Source organism: Sphingobium lactosutens DS20 (genome assembly GCF_000445105.1).
GTDB lineage: Bacteria > Pseudomonadota > Alphaproteobacteria > Sphingomonadales > Sphingomonadaceae > Sphingobium > Sphingobium lactosutens.
In genome coordinates, this window is the sequence record NZ_ATDP01000101.1 from 41,259 (window position 1) to 60,431 (window position 19,173).

At 64.5% G+C, this 19,173-nt stretch carries 13 protein-coding genes; 1 reads left to right on the forward strand and 12 read right to left on the reverse strand.

Translation table 11 applies throughout. From position 1 onward, the window contains the following. Nucleotides 1–6: 6 nt before the first annotated feature. The 11 genes from RLDS_RS46215 to RLDS_RS46265 all read right to left on the reverse strand — a co-directional run bounded on the left by RLDS_RS46215 (nucleotide 7) and on the right by RLDS_RS46265 (nucleotide 17,025). The gene (locus tag RLDS_RS46215) at nucleotides 7–2,433 is read right to left on the reverse strand and encodes a glycoside hydrolase family 3 protein (protein WP_031298627.1); all 2,427 of its coding nucleotides are present in this window, start codon (nucleotides 2,431–2,433) and stop codon (nucleotides 7–9) included. Between the two features lie 62 nt (nucleotides 2,434–2,495). Then, nucleotides 2,496–3,698 carry an MFS transporter gene (locus tag RLDS_RS46220; RefSeq protein WP_021227236.1) on the reverse strand — a complete coding sequence of 401 codons (1,203 nt, stop codon included), beginning with the start codon at nucleotides 3,696–3,698 and terminating at the stop codon, nucleotides 2,496–2,498. Then, on the reverse strand, nucleotides 3,691–4,758 hold the full coding sequence (locus RLDS_RS46225) for a LacI family DNA-binding transcriptional regulator (RefSeq protein WP_021227237.1): 1,068 nt from the start codon (nucleotides 4,756–4,758) through the stop codon (nucleotides 3,691–3,693). Before RLDS_RS46225 ends, RLDS_RS46220 begins: the two co-directional genes overlap by 8 nt. Nucleotides 4,759–4,764: 6 nt before the next feature. Beyond that, nucleotides 4,765–5,697, reverse strand: a complete 933-nt coding sequence (locus RLDS_RS46230) for a glycoside hydrolase family 16 protein (RefSeq protein WP_021227238.1) — start codon at nucleotides 5,695–5,697, stop codon at nucleotides 4,765–4,767. Continuing rightward, nucleotides 5,694–7,196 carry a tryptophan halogenase family protein gene (locus RLDS_RS46235; RefSeq protein WP_021227239.1) on the reverse strand — a complete coding sequence of 501 codons (1,503 nt, stop codon included), beginning with the start codon at nucleotides 7,194–7,196 and terminating at the stop codon, nucleotides 5,694–5,696. The genes RLDS_RS46230 and RLDS_RS46235 overlap by 4 nt, the downstream gene beginning before the upstream one ends. Continuing rightward, the gene (locus tag RLDS_RS46240) at nucleotides 7,193–8,221 is read right to left on the reverse strand and encodes a cupin-like domain-containing protein (protein ID WP_021227240.1); all 1,029 of its coding nucleotides are present in this window, start codon (nucleotides 8,219–8,221) and stop codon (nucleotides 7,193–7,195) included. Before RLDS_RS46240 ends, RLDS_RS46235 begins: the two co-directional genes overlap by 4 nt. After that, nucleotides 8,214–8,936, reverse strand: a complete 723-nt coding sequence (locus tag RLDS_RS46245) for a SapC family protein (RefSeq protein ID WP_021227241.1) — start codon at nucleotides 8,934–8,936, stop codon at nucleotides 8,214–8,216. The genes RLDS_RS46240 and RLDS_RS46245 overlap by 8 nt, the downstream gene beginning before the upstream one ends. A 108-nt stretch (nucleotides 8,937–9,044) precedes the next feature. Continuing rightward, nucleotides 9,045–12,011, reverse strand: a complete 2,967-nt coding sequence (locus RLDS_RS46250; RefSeq protein ID WP_031298628.1) for a TonB-dependent receptor — start codon at nucleotides 12,009–12,011, stop codon at nucleotides 9,045–9,047. Between the two features lie 196 nt (nucleotides 12,012–12,207). Then, complete coding sequence (locus RLDS_RS46255; protein ID WP_021227243.1) at nucleotides 12,208–12,747, reverse strand: hemerythrin domain-containing protein; 540 nt, start codon at nucleotides 12,745–12,747, stop codon at nucleotides 12,208–12,210. A gap of 25 nt (nucleotides 12,748–12,772) precedes the next feature. Beyond that, nucleotides 12,773–14,929 carry a catalase gene (locus tag RLDS_RS46260; RefSeq protein WP_021227244.1) on the reverse strand — a complete coding sequence of 719 codons (2,157 nt, stop codon included), beginning with the start codon at nucleotides 14,927–14,929 and terminating at the stop codon, nucleotides 12,773–12,775. Nucleotides 14,930–15,063: 134 nt separating this feature from the next. Then, nucleotides 15,064–17,025 carry a glycoside hydrolase family 127 protein gene (locus RLDS_RS46265; RefSeq protein ID WP_021227245.1) on the reverse strand — a complete coding sequence of 654 codons (1,962 nt, stop codon included), beginning with the start codon at nucleotides 17,023–17,025 and terminating at the stop codon, nucleotides 15,064–15,066. Between the two features lie 248 nt (nucleotides 17,026–17,273). Here RLDS_RS46265 and RLDS_RS46270 point away from each other — a divergent pair, with 248 nt between their 5' ends. Beyond that, nucleotides 17,274–18,767 (forward strand): MFS transporter, encoded by a 1,494-nt coding sequence (locus tag RLDS_RS46270; protein ID WP_021227246.1) that lies wholly within the window; start codon nucleotides 17,274–17,276, stop codon nucleotides 18,765–18,767. A gap of 216 nt (nucleotides 18,768–18,983) precedes the next feature. Here the strand turns inward: RLDS_RS46270 and RLDS_RS57210 are convergent, their stop codons facing one another. After that, the gene (locus RLDS_RS57210) at nucleotides 18,984–19,118 is read right to left on the reverse strand and encodes a hypothetical protein (protein WP_269078220.1); all 135 of its coding nucleotides are present in this window, start codon (nucleotides 19,116–19,118) and stop codon (nucleotides 18,984–18,986) included. Between the last annotated feature and the right edge of the window lie 55 nt (nucleotides 19,119–19,173).

Genomic DNA, 19,173 nt, shown 5'->3' on the forward strand with positions numbered 1-19,173 from the left:
GCGCGGCTATTTGGCGGCAGGCGGGCAGGCAGGGGTTTCGCCGACGCCTTCGGTGAGGACCGAGCGGATGCTGACCGACAGGCCTGCGTTCGCCGACAGACGCAGCGGCGTGCCCACCGCGTCGAAGGTCGCGCCGGCATCCGCAAAGCAGCGCAGGGGGACGATCAGGCTGGATGGCTGGCCAACCGGCAGCGCCGCCACCTTGGCGCTGATGTCGAGGCGCGCGCCGCCTAGGCTCAGCGTGATCGGCGCGCCCTTGGCCGCGTCGACCCGCCAGTCGATGCGCAGGGCGAAGGCGCCGTTCAACTGCCGCGTCATGTCGACGGGCGGGCCGTCGATCGCGATGGCGCCGGGGCCGGTCCAGACGAACTGGCGCGCGTCCTCCTGCGCGGAGACGTCGACGGCGCGGGCCGACACGCTGCTGTCGATGCCGAGCCGCCAGGGATCGACCACCTTGCCGGTGCGCAGGAACAGACTGTCGCTCGCGGCGGGGCCTTGCTTGACCTTCGGGTCTTCGTTGACCGGTCCTTGCGCATGGGGGTGGGCATAGTCGAGGCCATAGCCCATCGGGAAAAGCGGCGCGGCGACGGGGGAGCGCGCGTCCGCGGGCCAGGGGAAGGGGAGGCGGCCGGTGAAGTCGCGCGCGCTCTTGCCATCCTTGCCCGCGACCAGCACGTCGGCGACGCCCTGGCCCTGCGTGCCGGGCAGCCAGGCGGCGACGAAGGCGTCGGCGGCGTTGATCTGCGGCCCCATGAACAACGGGCGGCCCGACAGGAAGACGGCGACGGTCGGGATGCCGCGCGCCTTCATGGCTTTGAGCATGGCCAATTCCTTGTCGCCATTTTTGAACAGCAGATTTTCCGCGTCCCCCTGAAATTCGGCATAGGGCTGCTCGCCAAAGACGATGATGGCGACGTCGGGCCTGTCCTGCGTATCGCCCGCAGCGTCTATGCGCGCGCTGCCGCCAGCGGCGGTGACGGCGTCGACGATCGCCCGGCCGATCGTCTGGCCGCGCGGGAAATCGGCGGCGGTGGTGTCGGTCCCCTGCCAAGTGATGGTCCAGCCGCCCGCCTGCATCGCCATATTGTCGGCGCCGGCGCCAGCCACCAGAACCTTCGCGCCGGGCTTGATCGGCAGGACCGACCCCTCATTCTTGAGCAGCACTAGCGATTTGGCCACGGCTTCACGGGCGATGGCGAGGTGGTCGGGCGCGCCAAGCTGCGCCGGATCGCCGCGTTCGACCTGCGTCTTGCCCATCAGGCCAAGCTTATATTTGACGCGCAAGTTGCGGCGGACGGCATCGTCGAGCCGCGCCTGCGACACCTTGCCCGCGCGCACGTCGCGCACCAGGCTGTCGAACAGGCCCTTCCAGCTGTCGGGCGCCATATAGAGGTCCAGCCCCGCGTTGAGCGCGGCGGCGCAATCGGTGACGGTGCAGCCGGGAATCTGGCCATGGCCGTTCCAGTCGCCCACGATCAGTCCTTCAAACCCCATGCGGCCTTTCAGCACATCGGTCAGCAGGGTCGGATTGCCATGGTTCTTGACGCCGTTCCAGCTGGAGAAACTGGCCATGACGGTCAGCGCGCCCGCGTCGATGGCGGCGGGATAGCCCTGCGCATGGGTGCGGATCAGGTCGGATTCGGAAATCCGGGCGTCGCCCTGGTCCTTACCATTCTTCGTGCCGCCATCGGCCAGAAAATGCTTGGCGGTGGCGGCGACGCGCAGGGACCCGAGCGGTTTGCCTGGCATCAGCTTGCCCTGAAGCCCGTCGACCATGGCGGTGGCATAGGATTTCACGAGGGCGGGATCGGCGGCATAGCCTTCATAGCTGCGGCCCCAGCGCAGATCCTGCGGCACAGCCAGCGTGGGCGCGAAGGTCCATTCGATCCCGGACCCGGCGATTTCGGCGGCGGTCGCCTGGCCGATGCGGTGAATAAGGTCGGGATCATGGGTCGCGCCAAGGCCGATATTGTGCGGAAAGATGGTCGCGCCCGGCACATTGCTGTGGCCATGCACGGCGTCCACGCCAAAGAGGATGGGGACGCTCGCGCCCGCCTTGAGCGAGGCGGCGCGATAGTCGCCGACCATTCTGGCCCAGGTGGCGGCGTCGGCGCGTTCATCGCCATAGGGGCCACTATTGCCGCCGGCGAGGATGGAGCCGAGCGGATAGCGCGCTAGGTCGGCTGGCGTGACGGAACTGATGTCGCCCTGCACCACCTGCCCGACCTTCTGTTCGATGGTCATGCGGGCGAGCAGCGCATCGATCGCCCTTTCGGTGGCGGCGTCGGTGATGGCGGCGGGGCTGTGCGCCTTCGGCCAGGCGGCCGGATTCGCGCGGGCGGCGGCGGCCACCACGGGCGCCTGCTGCGCGGATGCCGCGCCGGTGAGCGCGACGGCGCTGGTGAGGAACAGGGCGGCGAAGCGCATGGACATCCTTCCTGACTTTATCTTGTGAACGTTCTCAATGACGTTCCTGTCATTCTGGCACAGGAAAATCAAGCCTGCCGATCGGCTGCGCCGATGGAAACGCCGCGCAGCATCCAGGCCGCGCCGAGCGCCAGCAGCGCCATGACGGCAAAGAGCGCCGGGAAGCCCAGCACCGGCACGAGGCCCAGCGTGAGGGAAGGCATGATGAGCGAGGGCACCGTGTTGGTAAGATTGAAAAGGCCAAGGTCGCGCCCGCGATAGCGCGCATCGGGCAGGACGCGCAGGGTTTGCGCGCTGTGCAGCGCCAGGAAGATATTGGTCGATACGCCAAAGATCAGAAAGCCCGTGGCGGCTGCCGGACCGCTGTCGGCAAGCGCCATCAGCATTAGCCCGGCCGCGCCCACCACCGCCGAAATTTGCAGCGGTAACGTCGGACGGCGCCTGGCATCAGCGGCATAGCCGGCCGCCAGAGCCGCCGGCGCGGCGAGCAGCAGGACGATCGCGAGCAGCCGGGCGACGCCAGCGTCGCCGAACCCGGCGTCAATGCCGCGCAGCCAGACATAGAGATAGGCAAAGAGCGCGGCTTCGGAAATCTGGATGAGCAGCCGGGCGAACCACATGCGGGTGGCCATTGCGCGCAGCATCGGAATGGGGGCTGCCGCCTGGGCCGGGCTTTGCGTCTCCTGTCCCGGCGCGCGGCCTGCGCCCAAGAGGATGATCGGCGCGATGCAGGCGGCGGTGATGGCGGCGACCCATGTCAGCCGTGCGGACGGATCGGCAAGGCCGGGGATCGTCACCAGCGCGCCGGTCAGCGCGCCGCACGCCGGCGCAAAGGCCAGCAGCCCGCCCAGCAGTCCCTTATGCCGGTCAGGCACGACATCGCCAGCCCAGGCGGCGAGTGGCCCCAGCATCATGTTGAGCGCAACCTGCCATCCGATGATGAGCGTGGTGAGGACGGGCAAGGTGGTGGCATGGGGCACCAGCATCAGCAGCCCGCCCGACAGCAGCAGCCCGGCCAATACCCAGGGACGCCGCGTGCCGCTGCGGTCGCTGGCCCAGCCGAACAGGATGTTGGCAATGCTGGCGGCGATCGCGCCGATGAATGTCGTGACGGCAAGCCAATGGACGCTGGCGGGACCGGCGATCATTTCAATGCGGACGGGCAGCAGGATGGTGAGGAAAGGCGTATAGGCGATCGCCGCGCCCGCCCAGGCCAGAGCGTAAAGCGGCAGAAAGCCCCGGCCGCCGACGCGCAGCGCGCGCTCAGTCACGCGGCGGGGCGGTCGATCCGCGCTCGACGAGGGACATGGGCAGCAGGACCGGCGGCGGGGGGGCAGCGCCATCGCGCTGGGCCTGGATGAGCAGGCGGACTGCGGTCGCGGTGGTTTGCGCGATCGGCTGGTCCACGGCGGTGAGCGGCGGGGTGGTGAAGCGGACGAGCGGGGTATTGTCGAAACTGACGACCGACAGGTCGCGCGGAATGTCCATCCCGGCGTCGCGCGCCGCTTCGATGGTGGCGAGCGCCATCTGGTCATTGCTGGCGATGATGGCAGTGGGCGGTGCTTCGCGACCCAGCAGTGCGCGCGCCGCGCGCGCGCCCGAGGCATAGCTGAAATCCCCCGCTTCCAGCAGCCCGTCGCAGGGGAGGTCCGCTGCGGTCATTTCCGCGCGCCAGCCATCGACGCGCCAGCCCGCCAGCCGATATTCCGCCGGCCCGGCGATAAAGCCGATGCGGCGGTGGCCGAGCGCCAGCAGGTGCCGCGTCGCCAGCCGCGCCGCGCCTTCGTCATCCATCGACACCCGCACGCCGGGGGGACAGGGGCCATCCTCCTCCCCCAGTGCGCCGATGCGGGCATAGGGGACATGGTGGCGGGCGAGGATGCGCAATATTTCCTGATTGTCGCTATGGGGCGGCGTCAGGATCGCGCCGTCGGGCTGAAGCGCGGCGAGCGCGGCGCCCAGTTCGCGCTCCAGATGATCCTCGTGCGTGTCGACCAGTTCGAAGATCAGGCGATAGCCATGCTCCGCGCATTCCAGCATACCGCCGAGCAGCATCTGATCGACCCAGTCGGTGCCCTGCCGCGCGCGCCAGTCGGCGATGGTGCGTTCCCGGTCGTTGAGCGCCAGGATCAGATAGGATCGCGATCCACTCATCCGCTGGGCGGCGATCGAGGGGACATAGCCCAGCCGGTCGATCGACGCCTGCACCCGTTCCCGCATTTCGGGGCGGACATTGGGTTCATTGTTGATGACGCGACTGACCGTCTGCAACGACACCTGGGCGTCGGCAGCAACATGCTTGATCGTGACCGCCAGCCGCCGCCGCGCCATAATGCCCTATCGCCCCCCGTCCGGCGCCTTGGCGCGCGCATCCTTCTGCCACACGCGTACCCAGTCGACCTGCATTATCTTGGGAAAACCGCCGCTGTCGACGCCCCCGTCATTGCGTCCTTCGGGCAAGTGACCGCCAATGGCAAGATTGAGGATCAGGTGGAACGGCCGGTCAAAGGGCGCGCCGGGCGCATCGGAGCCAAGGCTGTGCCATTCATGCGGTGCGCGCCGGGCATAATCGACGCCGTCTACGCGCCAGGTCATGCCATCGGCATCCCATTCAACCTCATAGACATGGAAATCATCGAGCGCGCCGGGGATGGCGGTTTCATCGCCGATATAGCGGTTGCGCGGCGGTTGTCCGCCAAAATGGATGGTGCCGAGCACGCGGTTTTCCGTCCCGCCCGCACAGGTGGGGCAGGGCGTGCCGAGATTGACCGCCTCCATGATATCGATTTCGCCCGATGCCGCCCACGCGCCATAGTCCCAGCCTTCCGGCAGCATCCAGATGGCGGGCCATGTGCCCTGACCCTGTGGCAATTTGGCGCGCACCTGCACCTTGCCATAAAGCCAGCCGGCCTTGCCATCGGTGGACAGGCGCGCGGAGGTGAAAGGCTTTGTGTTGGTCGCCTGCCGCTTTTCCGGCGTGGTGCGCTGGTCGGGCGGAAAGGCGGGGCCGCTATGCGTTTCGCGCCGGGCGATGATCGACAGCAAGCCGCCGGCGACACGATGATTGGCGGGGGAGGGCGTATAGCATTGCCGTTCCTCATTGCCGCCGCCCCAGCAATTGTCGGCAAGGTTCCATTTGGCGGCGTCGAGCGACGCGCCGTCAAATTCGTCCGACCAGACGAGCGACCAGTTGGCCGCGTCCTTTGGCGGTTCGGCGGCGGCGGGGGCGGACGCCAGGGCAGCCAGGAGGAAGAGCGCGCGCTTCATCATGCCGCCGCCACATCCTGCGCGCCGCAATAGCGCGCGACATAGGCGCCATGGTCGGGGAGCGCGGCAACGGTGCGCGACACCTGATCGCGCAGCGTGGTGAGCAGATGCTCCAGTTCCTGCGGGCGCAGCTTTGCGGCGACGGGGTGGTAGCTTTGCGGCCTGATGCCCTGTCCCATCATCACCTGCACCCAGCTGTTTTCCGCGAATAATTCCTCATTCTTGCGAAAGACCCGGCCGGTTTCGCGGAACAGCTCCATCTTGTGCGTCAGGCTGTCGGGCACGGCCATGGACGCGCAGTGCCGCCAGAAGGGCGTGTCGCGGCGGTCGGTCGCCTTGTAATGCAGGATCAGGAAATCGCGTATCTGCTCCATATCCGCCATCTGCTGATCGTTGAATTCGGCAATGTCGCGCGGGCTGATGGCGCCGGCGGGCAGCATGCGCAGGATGCGCAGCACGGCACGCTGAATGAGGTGGATGGAGGTGGATTCAAGCGGTTCCATAAAGCCCCCCGAAAGGCCCACCGCGACGCAGTTGCGATGCCATTGCCGCCGCCGTGCGCCAGTGCGGAAGCGGATGGGGTTGGGCTGCACCAGACGGTCGCCCTCGACCGTGGCGAGCAGCTGATCCTGCGCCGCCTGCGGCTCCATGAAGGCGCTGCAATAGACGATGCCATTGCCCTGGCGATGCTGGAGCGGGATGCGCCATTGCCAGCCCGCGTCATGCGCGATCGCCCGGGTATAGGGTACGGGTGCGCGCACGCTGGCGGTCTGGACCGCGACCGCGCCGTCGCAGGGCAGCCAGTGGGTCCAGTCGTCATAGCCGGCATGAAGCGCCCCTTCGATCAGCAGCGCGCGAAATCCGGTGCAGTCGATGAACAGGTCGCCTTCGATCCGCCGGTCTCCGTCCAGCCGCAACGCCGCGATATCGCCGCTTGCGCCGTCCAGGTCGACCGCGACGATGCGCCCTTCGATCCGGGTCGCGCCGTCGCCTTCGGCCATGGAACGCAGGAACCTGGCATAAAGGCCGGAGTCGAGATGATAGGCGTAGTTCATCCGGTCGTCGGGCAGGTGCGCGAAACGCCCCGCCATCGCCGCCTTCAATTCCAGGCAATATTCGTCATAGGGCGCGTCATGGCCATGCGCCGCGCCATGCATCCAGAAATGCTGAAAGCCCGCCGACCAGTGATCCTTGCCGGTGCCGCCGAAGCTGTGGAAATAGCTTTCGCCCGGCACGCGCCAGTTTTCGAACTGGATGCCCAGCTTAAAGGTCGCCTGGGTCGCGCGCATGAAATCGGCTTCGTCGATGCCCAATATGCGATTATAGGCGACGAGCGGCGGAATGGTGCTTTCGCCCACGCCGATCGTGCCGATCTGTTCGCTTTCAATGAGCGTCACCTGCGCCACCGGACCCAGCGTGCGGGCCAGCGCGGCGGCCGTCATCCAGCCGGCGGTGCCGCCACCGGCGACGATGATGCGGCGGGGGAGGGACGGCTGTGTCATTGCGACAGGCTCCTCAGCAGAAACTGGTGCATGCGGGCGGCGGATTGCGCGTCGAGCGGCGCGAGGACGCCCCGACCCTGCGCGGGAACATGGTCGCGCGCGTCCGCGCCGCCGGAAAAGACATAATGGTCGAACATGGCGCGCCATACGGCGCGTTCATGATCGGGCAGGTCGCGGATCGTCATGATGGCATGGTGCAGCGCATTATTGGGCTGGCCCAGATAGCGCGGGCTGTCGCGCCACCAATAGTTCATCAATATGTTGAAGCGCGCCAGACCTTCGACATGATGATACCAGAGCGACGGGATGAAGAGGGCGTCGCCAGGGTCCAATTCGGCGACCTGAGCATGCTCCAGCGCTTCGCGAAAACGGGGATGGCGGGTGAAGTCGGGCGCGGCGAAATCCACCATGGAAATGGGCCGCCCGGCCGGGGTGATGTCGATCGGGCCGAGATAGAGATTGGCGAACTGGTCGGGCGGGAACAGGGTGAAACGCCGCCGCCCCGCCACCACGCAGGCCAGATTGTCGGGAAAGTCGTTATGCGCCGCGATGCGCGTCGCATTGCCGATCCACAGCGACAGGAGGGGCGCGCGTTCGCCAAGGTTCAGCGGATTATCCTGCGCGACGCCGTCGAAAAACTGATGGACGTCGACGGAGCCCAGATAAACGGTCGGCACCTGGTCGGGCTCCAACCCCTCGGCCTTGTCGAAACCAGCGAAAATGTCGTGCAGGCGGCCCTTGCCCATGCGGAAATTGACGCCCATCGCATCGTCGTAGAACAGACGCCCGCCAATGTCGGGGCCGGCCATCGACACCGTGAAGTCGATCGGGCGGGCCTTGTCTGCCAGATAGGCGCGCACCGCCCGGTCGCCCTTCCGCGCCGCCTGCACCAGCGGCCAGTCGGCAACCAGCCCGCGCACGATGAAGGGCGTTTCTTCGCTGGCGAGCAGCGCGTCGAACGCCGCCGCGTCCGTCACCATCAACTCCCGCACCGGGGGAAGGGTGGCGGGGGCGGGTTCAGCCATGGGCGATCCGGCGGTTCTTGCGGGCGACCAGTTCGCTGAACTGCGCGACGGACGCCACCGCCATGAACAGCGGCATCAGATGCCCCGCGCCATGCAGGTCGGCGAGCGCATCGCCATCGAGCGCCTGCAAACGGTCTTCATTGACGATGTGGAAGCCGACGAGGCTATTGTTCGATCCGTCGATCAGCGGCACGTCGATGGTGAAGGGTTCGAGCAGGTCATGCCGCACGAGGGCGGCAAAAAAGTCCGTGCTGGCGCGATAGGCCGCGTCGAGATCGCCCAGGCGTTGGGCGATGAGTTCCAGATAGGAGCTGGGCTTGCCGGCGGCGTCAAACAGCGCCTCGCCATCCTCGCCGCCGCGCAGAATGCGCGGACTGGCCATGTCGACATGGACCTGACCGCCCGCCTGGCCATCGGCGCTCCGCCCGATCAGGAAGGGCTGCACCGCCTGGGCCAGCGGCTTGTAGCCCGCGTCCCAGTGGCCGTCCTCAAGGAAGAGGTTTTCGCCATGGTCAAATCCGAACAGCGCGACGGCGCTGAAGGCGCCGCTCGCCTGATCGCGGCGGAAGAGGATGGGAAAATGCGCCTGCGCCTGCCGGAATTCGGCGGGCATCAGCAGGCAGGCCATGACAGCATCGCCCAGCTGCGCCGCGCTGTCGGTGCGCACGCGCAGGTCGCGATGGTTGAGGGAGTCGAGAAGCTGATGCTGGCTCATGACGGACGGGACGCTCCAATGCTCGGGCCTGCCCCGATGGCAAGGCCGCGCCGGGCGCAATGTCCGGCGCGGTCTTGTCCCATCAGGCGGGACGGCGATCAAGCCGCGTCAGAAGTTGATGCGAATGCCCGCGCCATAGCGGGCGTAGCCCGGCGAGGCGAAGAAGACATTCTGGTCACTGCGCAGATGGCCGCGACGGCTGGACCCGGTAAGGTTGATCGCCTCGACAAAGGCGGTGTAGCCCTTCTTGAATTCCCAGCTCGCACTGGCGTCGACCTGGCCATAGGCCTCGACATAAAAGGGATTGGGGCCGGTGCCAGACAGGAATTCGTCGCGCCAGTTATAGGCCACACGCGCCTGGATGCCGTTCTTGTCATAGAAAAGGACGGCGTTGGCGCTGTCGGACAGGCCGGTCAGCGCGAATTGCGCGACGCTGGACGGCTGGCTGTTGTCGTAGGTCGCGTCGCCCCTGACGATGGTATAGTTGAGGATGGTGCCAAAGCCCGTGTCCCAGAAATTATGCTGGATCGCGAACTCAAAGCCATAGAGATGGGCGGTCTGGTCCGAGTTGATCGGGGTCGTGACCTGGAAATTGACCGGATTGTCTTCCGGCAGGCCCAGTATCTTACCGGTATAGTTGCCGGTGACAGGGTCGAAGCTCTGGATTTCCACCGACGAAGGATAGTTGGCGAAGATATAGTTGCGGATCGCGGTCGTGCTGGCGCCGGCGCCCAGCGCAGCGACCGCCGCCTGATAGCGTGGACCGTCTGCCGGGTTGGTGAGGCCGAAGGCGTCGGTATCGACCCGCGTGCTGGAAATGAAATTGCTGATCCGCTTGTCGAAGAAGCCGACCGACAGGTAGCTGGCCGGGGCATAATACCATTCGGCCGACAGGTCGATATTCTTGGACTTGTAGGGCAGCAGGCCCGGATTGCCGCGCGCGCCGGTGCCGCCGCCGATGCGGAACAGCTGGTCGAGCGTCTGACCGCCCTGCATCGAGGCATAGTCGGGCCGGGTGATGGTATGGCTGTAGCTGGCGCGCAGCTTCACATTGTCGATCGGTTCGAAATCGACGTCGAAGGCGGGCAGCCAATTGTCGTAATCGCCCCGGAAGGTGGTGAAATCGCTGCCGCCGCCAAAGACCAGATTGAATTCGTTGATCGAAACCCATTCGGTCGCCGTCGGCACCGGCACCAGCGCCGACGATTTGATCTTGGTCTTTTCATAGCGCAGGCCAGCGCGGAAATGCGCCGGGCGATTGGCGACGTCGAATTCGAAATTGCCCTGAATATAGGGGGCGACGGTGCGTTCGCGAATGCGGCGGTCGACGGTGAAGGTGGAGAGGCAATTGCCGTCGCCGCCGCAGATGCCGTTCAGATCGTCGAGGAACGACACCATTTTTTCGAAATTGAAGGTGTAGAATTGCTGGATCATTGCCGGGTCGCCAGCGCCCGACACGCCCTTGAACTTGTCGGGGATGCTGGTCAACGTGAACAGGTCATCGGGCATTTGTTCTTTGGTGGTGGAACCCGCCCAGGTGTCGTTCTGGATATAGCCATAGGCGGAACGCACCTTGTTCTCGATATAGGTCACGCCGAAATCGAGGCTGTCGAGGATCGAGTTATCAAAATCATAGCTGCCGCGTAGCTGCGCTTCGTTGATGCGATCCTTGAAATAGGCGTTGCGGAACGCATTGCCGGTCGCCTGGATATTGCCGGCGTCCAGCGGGTCGATACCGTCATGCATGGTGACGGAAATGACCGGCAGGTCCTTGGTATAATCGACCGTCTGGCTGGCTACGCCGAAAATGGCGGTGCCGACAGAGGTGCTGGTGCCATAGGGATTGTTCGCGCCGGACTCCGCAGTCGAATGATGCGCGTCCAGTTCCAGCCGCAAGCCGCCGGGGCCATCCCAGGCGATATTGCCGCCCAGCGACTTGTTTTCGGACCGGTTTTCGGTCAGCGATCCCGAATAGGAGAGGTCCTTGCCTTCGTTGACGCCGAAGCGTTCGGTGTAGAAGTTCGGACCCGCGACCGGACCGTCGGTCCAGCTGCTCGACACATCATTGAAGTTGAACCAGATGCCGACGTTGGAATTACGCACCTGAACAGTGTTGCGCGAATAGGTATAGTCGATCGTCGCGGTCAGATTTTCCGCCGGGCGGACCTGAAGCACGACCTGCCCGTTCAGACGCTCGCGGCTGATGTCATTGAGGTCGTAGCTGGCATTTTGCTGGACCTGATAGACGTCGTTGGGGCCGGGACGATTTTCGATATTGGCGAAGCGCGGATCGCCCTCCATCGGCAGCGAGCCCCAGTTATTTTCAGACCCCAGATAGCCGTCGCGCCAGCCGACATTGGCCTGGTTCACGCTTGCCTTGCGCTTCTGCCACGAACCCGTGACGGCGATGCCGAACAGGCCATCGGCAAAGGTATCGGAAATGATGCCGGACACTTCAGGCGTGATCGGGTCGCTGTCGTTGCGCGAGCTGTCGTAGACGCCCTTGACCGCGAAACTGCCGCGAAGGCCGGGACGATCGAGCGGGCGGGGGGTCTTGATGTTGATGGTCGAGCCGATGCCGCCGGTGGGGAGCGTTGCGCGGCCCGACTTGTAGACTTCGACGCCCGCGACGCCTTCCGACGCCAGATTGGCGAAATCGAAGGAACGGCTGGCGGGCGCGCTGGCGCCGTCGCCCAGGCTGGATGTCGGCATCTGGCGGCCGTTCAGCAGCACCAGGTTGAATTCCGGGCCGAAGCCGCGGACGGTGACGGTAGACCCTTCGCCATTGGAGCGGTCGATCGACACGCCGGTAATGCGCTGAAGCGATTCCGCCAGGTTGGTGTCCGGAAATTTGCCGATATCCTCGGCCGAAATCGCATCGACCACGCCCTGTGCGTCGCGTTTGATATTCCGCGCGGCAGAGAGGCTGGCGCGGATGCCGGTGACGACGATTTCGGTGGACTGATCGTCGGCGGCTGCGTCCTGCGCCAGTGCCGATTGGCTGCCGACCGCCATGGCCATGGCCGACGCGCCACAGACGAAAGCTGACACACGATGTGCTTTGGAAATGCGCATATATCCCCTCCCCGTGCCGCGACTCGGCATCTGGTGCGTTGTTGTGAACGTTCACCTATTTGATAACGTTCACTTGGTCAAGCGGCGGGGAGGCTTGGGGCAGGGTGGGCTGCAATTTTTCAGAAACAAATGCGGGGCGGCCCACCTTCATGGTCGGGCCGCCCCATCATTATCCTGCTACGCTATTGGGGTCAGATCAGGCCGGCGACATGGCGTATCGATCAAATTCCTCGCGGTATCGCTGTGCGATCATCGCCTGTTCGTCGGGCGACGCATCTTTCGCCAGTTCCAGAAACCATGTGCCTTCCTCGGAATAGACATGGTGGGCTACCGCGCCGCGAATATGCTCCAGCTTGTCGAGATAGTCCTGGCTCATTGGATCAAGCCGTTCGAGCAGGCCCATTTCCATCTTGGCGGCGGATTGCTCCTGATAGGCCAGTTCGGCATGGCCGACCTGTTTGTCGGCGGCCAGCGCGGGGTAGATTGCCGCTTCTTCCGCAATGGAATGACCGGTGAGGACAAGGGCAAGGCGCTTTTGCGCGTCGCGCCGCGCCGACGGTGTCGTGGCGGCTTTGACCGCTGCGAAGAGCGCCTCGATCTGTCGATGATGGTCCAGGATTTGCGACAGCCAGTCGCCGGGACGAGCGACCGCCTCGGCATCCTGCCGCGCCTTCACGCGCGCTTCTTCGCTTTCGGGCGGCGTCACCGCCGCAACGACCTTGTCGATGATGGACATGATATTCCTCCTTTGCGTTGGCGTTTCAGTTCATGGCGTCGAGGTCGACCTTGGCTTCGCGGTCCCAGAAGCGCAGCGGCCCCAGCGCTGCCACAAAAGCCTTGGCATCGTCGGCGGATTCAAGGCCCATGCAGCCATCGTCCAAATCCTCCGCTATCCCGGCCTTGACCAGCAGCGGCCTGGTTTGGGGCGACAGGCCCATGAATTTGCAATGGGCGAAGGCGTCGGCGACGAAGTCCTTGGACGGCGCGTCCTTCGACAACAGGGTCGCGCCTTCGTCCGACAGGATCACCGCGACCGCATCGTACAGGACGGACGGTCCGCCATCGATCTTCTGCTGGGCGGGGAGCAGTGTGCCATCGCTCAGCGTCGCGCCGCCAATTTTGGGGGCGATCACTTCGCACAGGGCGTCCGCCGCCTTCACTGCGTCCATCAGCGCCTTCACAAGTCCCGCGTCCGCGCCATCGCTCACCAGCAGGCCAAGCTTGCGACCGGCGAATGTCTGCGGTCCGTTCTTGACGATGCTGAGCGCGTCGGACGGCGGCAGGTCGGTTTTGGGCGCAACCGCAGCCTTGGCCTTTTCCGGCAAGGAGAGGCCAAGCCCGTTGGCGACAGTATTAGCAAGGGCATCATCGATATGCATCAGATGCGACAGCATGCGCGATCGGATGTCGGGCCGTTCCACCTTGGACAATTCAAACACCAGCGCGTCGCCGATATGCTTCTGTTCGATCGACGTCTGGCTGACGTAGAATTGCCGCGCCTGGCTGTAATGGTCAGCAAAGCTTTCCGGGCGGATACGCAGCTTGTCGCCATCGGGTCGGGCGGCGACGCTGGTGAAGCCGCGCGCCGGGTCTTCGCGCGGGCCGCCCTGCGCGGGGCCCCAGCTATTGGGCTCATAATTGGCGCGGCCGGCGGGATTGTGCATGGCCATATGTCCGTCCTGCTGGAAATGGGCGAAGGGACAGCGTGGCGCATTGACCGGCAGATGCGTGAAGTTGGGCGAGCCCAGGCGCTTCAATTGCGTGTCGAGATACGAGAAATTGCGGCCCTGGAGCAGTGGGTCATTGGTGAAGTCGATGCCGGGCACGATATTCTGCGTGCAGAAGGCGACCTGCTCGGTCGTGGCGAAGAAATTGTCCACCAACCGGTCGAGGACCAGGCGGCCGACGATCCGCACCGGCACCAGTTCCTCCGGAATGATCTTCGTCGCATCGAGCACGTCGAAGTCGAAATTGTCGGCAAAGTCCTGATCGAAAATCTGGACGCCCAGCTCCCATTCCGGGAAATCGCCCGCGTCGATTGCGTCCCACAGGTCGCGGCGATGGAAATCGGGGTCAGCGCCGTTCAGCTTGACCGCCTCGTTCCAGACCACGGATTGAAGGCCGAGCTTGGGCTTCCAATGGAATTTGACATAGGAGGATTGTCCGTCGGCATCGACCAGACGGAAGGTGTGGACGCCAAAGCCCTCCATCATGCGGAAGGAACGGGGGATCGTCCGATCCGACATGATCCACATGACCATGTGCATGCTTTCGGGGCTGAGGCTGATGAAGTCCCAGAAATTGTCATGGGCCGTCTGCGCCTGCGGAAAGCCGCGATCGGGCGCGGGCTTGGCGGCGTGGATCAGGTCGGGAAATTTGATCGCGTCCTGGATGAAGAAGACCGGGATATTATTGCCGACAATGTCCCAATTGCCTTCCTTGGTATAGAGTTTGACGGCGAAGCCGCGCACGTCGCGGGCCACGTCTGGCGACCCTTTTGACCCTGCAACGGTGGAAAAGCGCACAAAGGCCTCCGTCTTTTCGCCGACGCGCTGGAAAATGTCGGCGCGGGTGATGTCGGACAGGCTTTCGGTGAGTTCGAAATAGCCATGCGCGCCATAGCCGCGGGCATGGACGACACGCTCGGGAATCCGCTCATGGTCGAAATGGAAGATTTTCTCGCGAAAGTGAAAATCCTCCAGCAGCGTCGGACCGCGCGCACCCTGTTTCAGGCTGTTCTGGTCGTCCGCGACCGGAACGCCTTGCGACGTGGTGAGTGTCGCGCCGTCGTCCCGAACGCTCTGGTGCGTTTCACCGCCCTGTCCCTGCTTTTCCTGGTAGCTGTCCGTGCGATCGGGCGCGGCATCCTTCCCCTTGTTACCGGTGGGAACTGCATTGCTGCCTGTGTGCGTCGCCATGGAAATCGATCTCCTGTCGGTCGTGATGACCCTGCGACCACGAACAACCCGCGATGACCGATGTTTCCGACAAATGCGGCGATATTGATGGAGGTTAGGACGATTGTCCGGGCCGACACGCTCAGGTGAGGCGGTCAGGCGGTGACTGGCTGCACCTTCCAATAGGTTGCGTAGCGTTCATGGGCGATGCGGTGATAGGGGATCAGGCGCACCGGCGCGCCATCGGCCGCCGGGATCGTGAATTCCAGCGGACCGCCACCGGGCTTGACCCGCTCGGCCAGTCGCTCGGGATCGCCAGCAATATCGGGCACGGCTACGGCCCCATCATTATAGTCACCATATTTGCGTTCGTTGACGATGATGTCGGCGCCGGGTTCAAGCCCCTGCCGGCCGAGCGCGCCAGCCAGGACCAGCGGGCCGTAGGTGAAGGCGACGATATCCGGCGCGGCCGGTGCGCGTTCGACCGCCGGCGCCATGTCGAGGATGAGTTCGACCCGGTCGCCATCCCGCCATAGCCGCGTGACCTCCACGAAACGCCCCGGTGCGGTCGATCGCAGGACGTCGCGGCCGTTGACGCGCACCATGGCCGTGCGGCTCCAGCGCGGATGCCGCAGCTGCAGCGCGATCTCGACCGGCGCGCGCAGTGTCCATCGCAGGTTGGTCGTTGGCGTTTCGGGGAAGGACGTGGTCTGCTCCAGTCGCGCACCCTTGTTCGCCCACCGGACGGAGGAGGGCACGAACAGGCTGACATAAAGCGACCTGTCATCATGGAAATAAATGGAATCGCGATATTTGACGTGATTTTCCATGCCCGTGCCGGTGCAGCACCAGAAACTGTCCTCGGGCGTGTGGTAGAGCTTCATATATCCCGGCCGCGCGCCCTGGAAATAGGTGGCCATGCCGCTGTCGGGGTCCTGCGAGGCGAGGATGCCGTTGTAGAGCGTGCGCTCATAATAATCGGCATAGTCGGCCTGCGGGTCCTGCATGAACAGCAGGCGGGCCAGTTTGAGCATATTATGCTGGCAGCAGGTTTCCGAACCCTTGGCCGAAAAGACGTGGCTTTCAAAGTCGGCCATGGCGAAGAAATGTTCATTGTCGCCATGTCCACCCGTGGCAAAGGATCGGGTGTGGGCAACGGTGCGAAAGAAGAAGTCGGCCGCCTTGGCATAGCGATCGTCGCCCGTTTCCTCATAGACGCGCTGGAATCCGACGATCTTGGGCACCTGCGTATTGGCGTGCATGCCGTCGAGCAGGTCCTTGCCCGCAACCAGCGGCTCCATCACCGCCTTGTGCGAGAAACGGCGGGCGAGCGTGCGATACGCCTCTGTCCCGGTCATGGCGTATAGATCGGCATAGATTTCGTTCATGCCGCCATGCTCTGTAGCCAGCATTGCTTCGAACTGCGCGTCGCTGAGCGGATGCGTTGCCCCCACCCCCCAGTCGGCGAGGCGCAGAAGGACATGACGCGCTCGGTTGCTGTCGGCAAGGGTCGCGGCGTCGCGCAACCCGGCATAGATTTTGTGCAGCGTGTACCAGGGCACGCCGGTAATCGGTTCGCCATTGATGTGCCGCGCGACCAGGGCAGGGCCGTCGGGAAAGGCACAGACCAGGCCCGACCGCGCTGCATCCTGGCAGGCGGCCAGTTCGTTGGCGATATAGTCGATGCGCTGTTTGAAGCGGCGGTCCTGCGTCGAGCGATAGGCCAGGGCGCAGGCGGACAGATAATGGCCCAGCGTATGCCCGTGGCAATTAATCTCTGCCCAGGTCGGCTCGGATTCCCATCCGCCATAGACCGGCGCCTTGGGCTGCAAGCCGGCATTGATTCTGAAATTATGCAGCATGCGATCGGGCGCCAGCCGCAGCAGATAGGCCTCCGTCATCCGCTGGGCATGGAGGAACGGCCCATCGGTCAACGTGACATTGGCCATGTCGAAAGGCTTGAGGCGGGCGGGGCGCGCCGGTGCGGTGGGCGCGGTTTGCGCAAGGGCGAATGCTGGCCAGACCATTGTTCCCGCGCCAGCCATGACGGCCGCCGCGCCAGCGCCGCCCAGAAGGTCGCGCCGCGACGGGCCGGCACAGCATGGGGTCTTGGGCACGGAAACTCTCCTTCGGGCAGGCGCGTTGTGCGGTCTTTGGAAGGACACACTAACGCATTACTCATACATAATGCAAGACTTCCGCAGTGGCACAGCGGCGCTCGACCGGATGGAAGCAACCTGCTCAATGGCCCGATGTATTCGTATGCGTCCTTGTATCCCGTGATCGCTCGTGCCAGCGCCTGGGGTTGGCGCAGGCGGCGCAAGGCCGGCCGCGAAGGGACGGGAAGGGACGGGAAGGGAAAGGCATGGACAAGCCGCGTCAGGGCTTTGCCGGGCTGTGGAACATCAGCTTCGGGTTTTTCGGCATCCAGATCGGCTTTGCCCTGCAAAATGCCAATATGAGCCGCGTCTTCCAGTCACTGGGGTCCAGCATCGATGATCTGTCCGCTTTGTGGGTCGCCGCGCCACTGACAGGCCTGCTGGTGCAGCCGGTGATCGGCCACCTGTCGGACCGCACCTGGTTGGGAAGACTGGGGCGGCGGCGGCCCTATTTTCTGGCCGGCGCGATTTTGGCCGCAATCGCGCTGCTGGCGATGCCGCAAAGCCACGGCTTGATGATGGCCGCCCTTCTGCTGTGGATGCTGGACGCCAGCCTCAATATCTCGATGGAGCCATTTCGCGCCTTTGTCGGCGACATGCTGCGCAAGGACCAGCATGTCGCGGGTTATGCGGTGCAGACCGCGTTCATCGGCGCCGGCGCGGTGGTGGGGTCGCTTTTCCCCTATGCGCTCGATCATCTGGGCGTTTCCAATGTCGCGGCGGCGGGTGAGGTGCCAGACACGGTGCGCTACAGCTTCTGGGCGGGGGGTGCGGCGCTGTTCGGCGCTGTGCTCTGGACCGTCCTGACGACGCGCGAATACACCCCCGACCAATTGCGTGGCTTTGACGGCGGGGCCGATGTGCCTGCCGCCCCCGATCTGGCCGGACGCAGCATAGCCCCCTGCTGGGCCTGGGTCGGCGCGGGGCTGATGATCGCCATGCTGGTCTATGCGTGGGGGATGGAGAAGGAAGTCTATCTGCTCGCCGCGCTGCTGGCCGGCTATGGCGTTGCGAGCATGGCCGCGATAGCGCTGGCTCGCGCCGGGCGCGCGGACACGATGCTGGCGCATATCGTGGGTGACGTTTCCGCCATGCCGCCGATCATGCGGCGGCTGGCGGTCATCCAGTTTTTCAGCTGGTCGGCCCTGTTCATCATGTGGATCCATACCACCCCGGTCGTTGCCCAATATATGTTCGGGTCCGCTGATCCGGCGAGCAGCGCCTATCAGGCCGGCGGCAACTGGGTAGGTGTCCTGTTTTCCGTCTATAATGGCGTGGCGGCGGTGGCGGCGCTGACGCTGCTGCCCTGGGTCGCTCGGCGCATCGGCCAGGCCCGGACGCATGCGCTGTGCCTGACCGCTGGCGCTGCCGGCTTCGCGAGCTTCCTGTTCGTGCGCGATCCCCATTGGCTGCTGCTGAGCGAAGTGGGCATCGGCATCGCCTGGGCGTCCATTCTGGCCATGCCCTATGCCATGCTGGCGTCCAGCCTGCCCGCGGCCAAGATCGGCATCTATATGGGCCTGTTCAACATCTTCGTCGTCTTGCCCCAGCTGCTCGTCGCGACGGTGATGGGGTCGATCATGAAGGCCTTTTTCCCCGGCGCGCCGATCTGGACGATGGCGTTTGCTGCGGTCACGTTATTGGTCGCGGCGGCTGCGTCATTGCGAGTCGGAACAGAGCGGACAGCGCGAATCGGGTGAGGCTGGCGAAAAGGCATGAGGCGTTTTCGCTACGGAAAGCGTTGCATTTTGCCACGATTGCACATTTTGCAACCGCTCACATGACTTTCGCACTTGCGATGAGAATAATTCTATCGCAAAACAAACCTGCCTTTCAGGCATCCTCTCCTAAAAACTTTCACGGGCTGGTCTTCGGATCGGCCCTTTTTTTACAGAGGCTTAGGGGGGTGCGAGCTATCAGCGGCGTTTGCCGTCCGATCGTTCGCCATGATGCGACAAGGGACAGATTAACTGATTGATCCGCAGCGCATCCTGCGCGCCTGACGCGAACAGCGCGCAAAGCCAGTCCAGAAACCGTGCCACCAACAGCATGATCCACTCCACCAATCTTCTTTTGCGGCTATGTTATCATATGGCTGGCTGATGA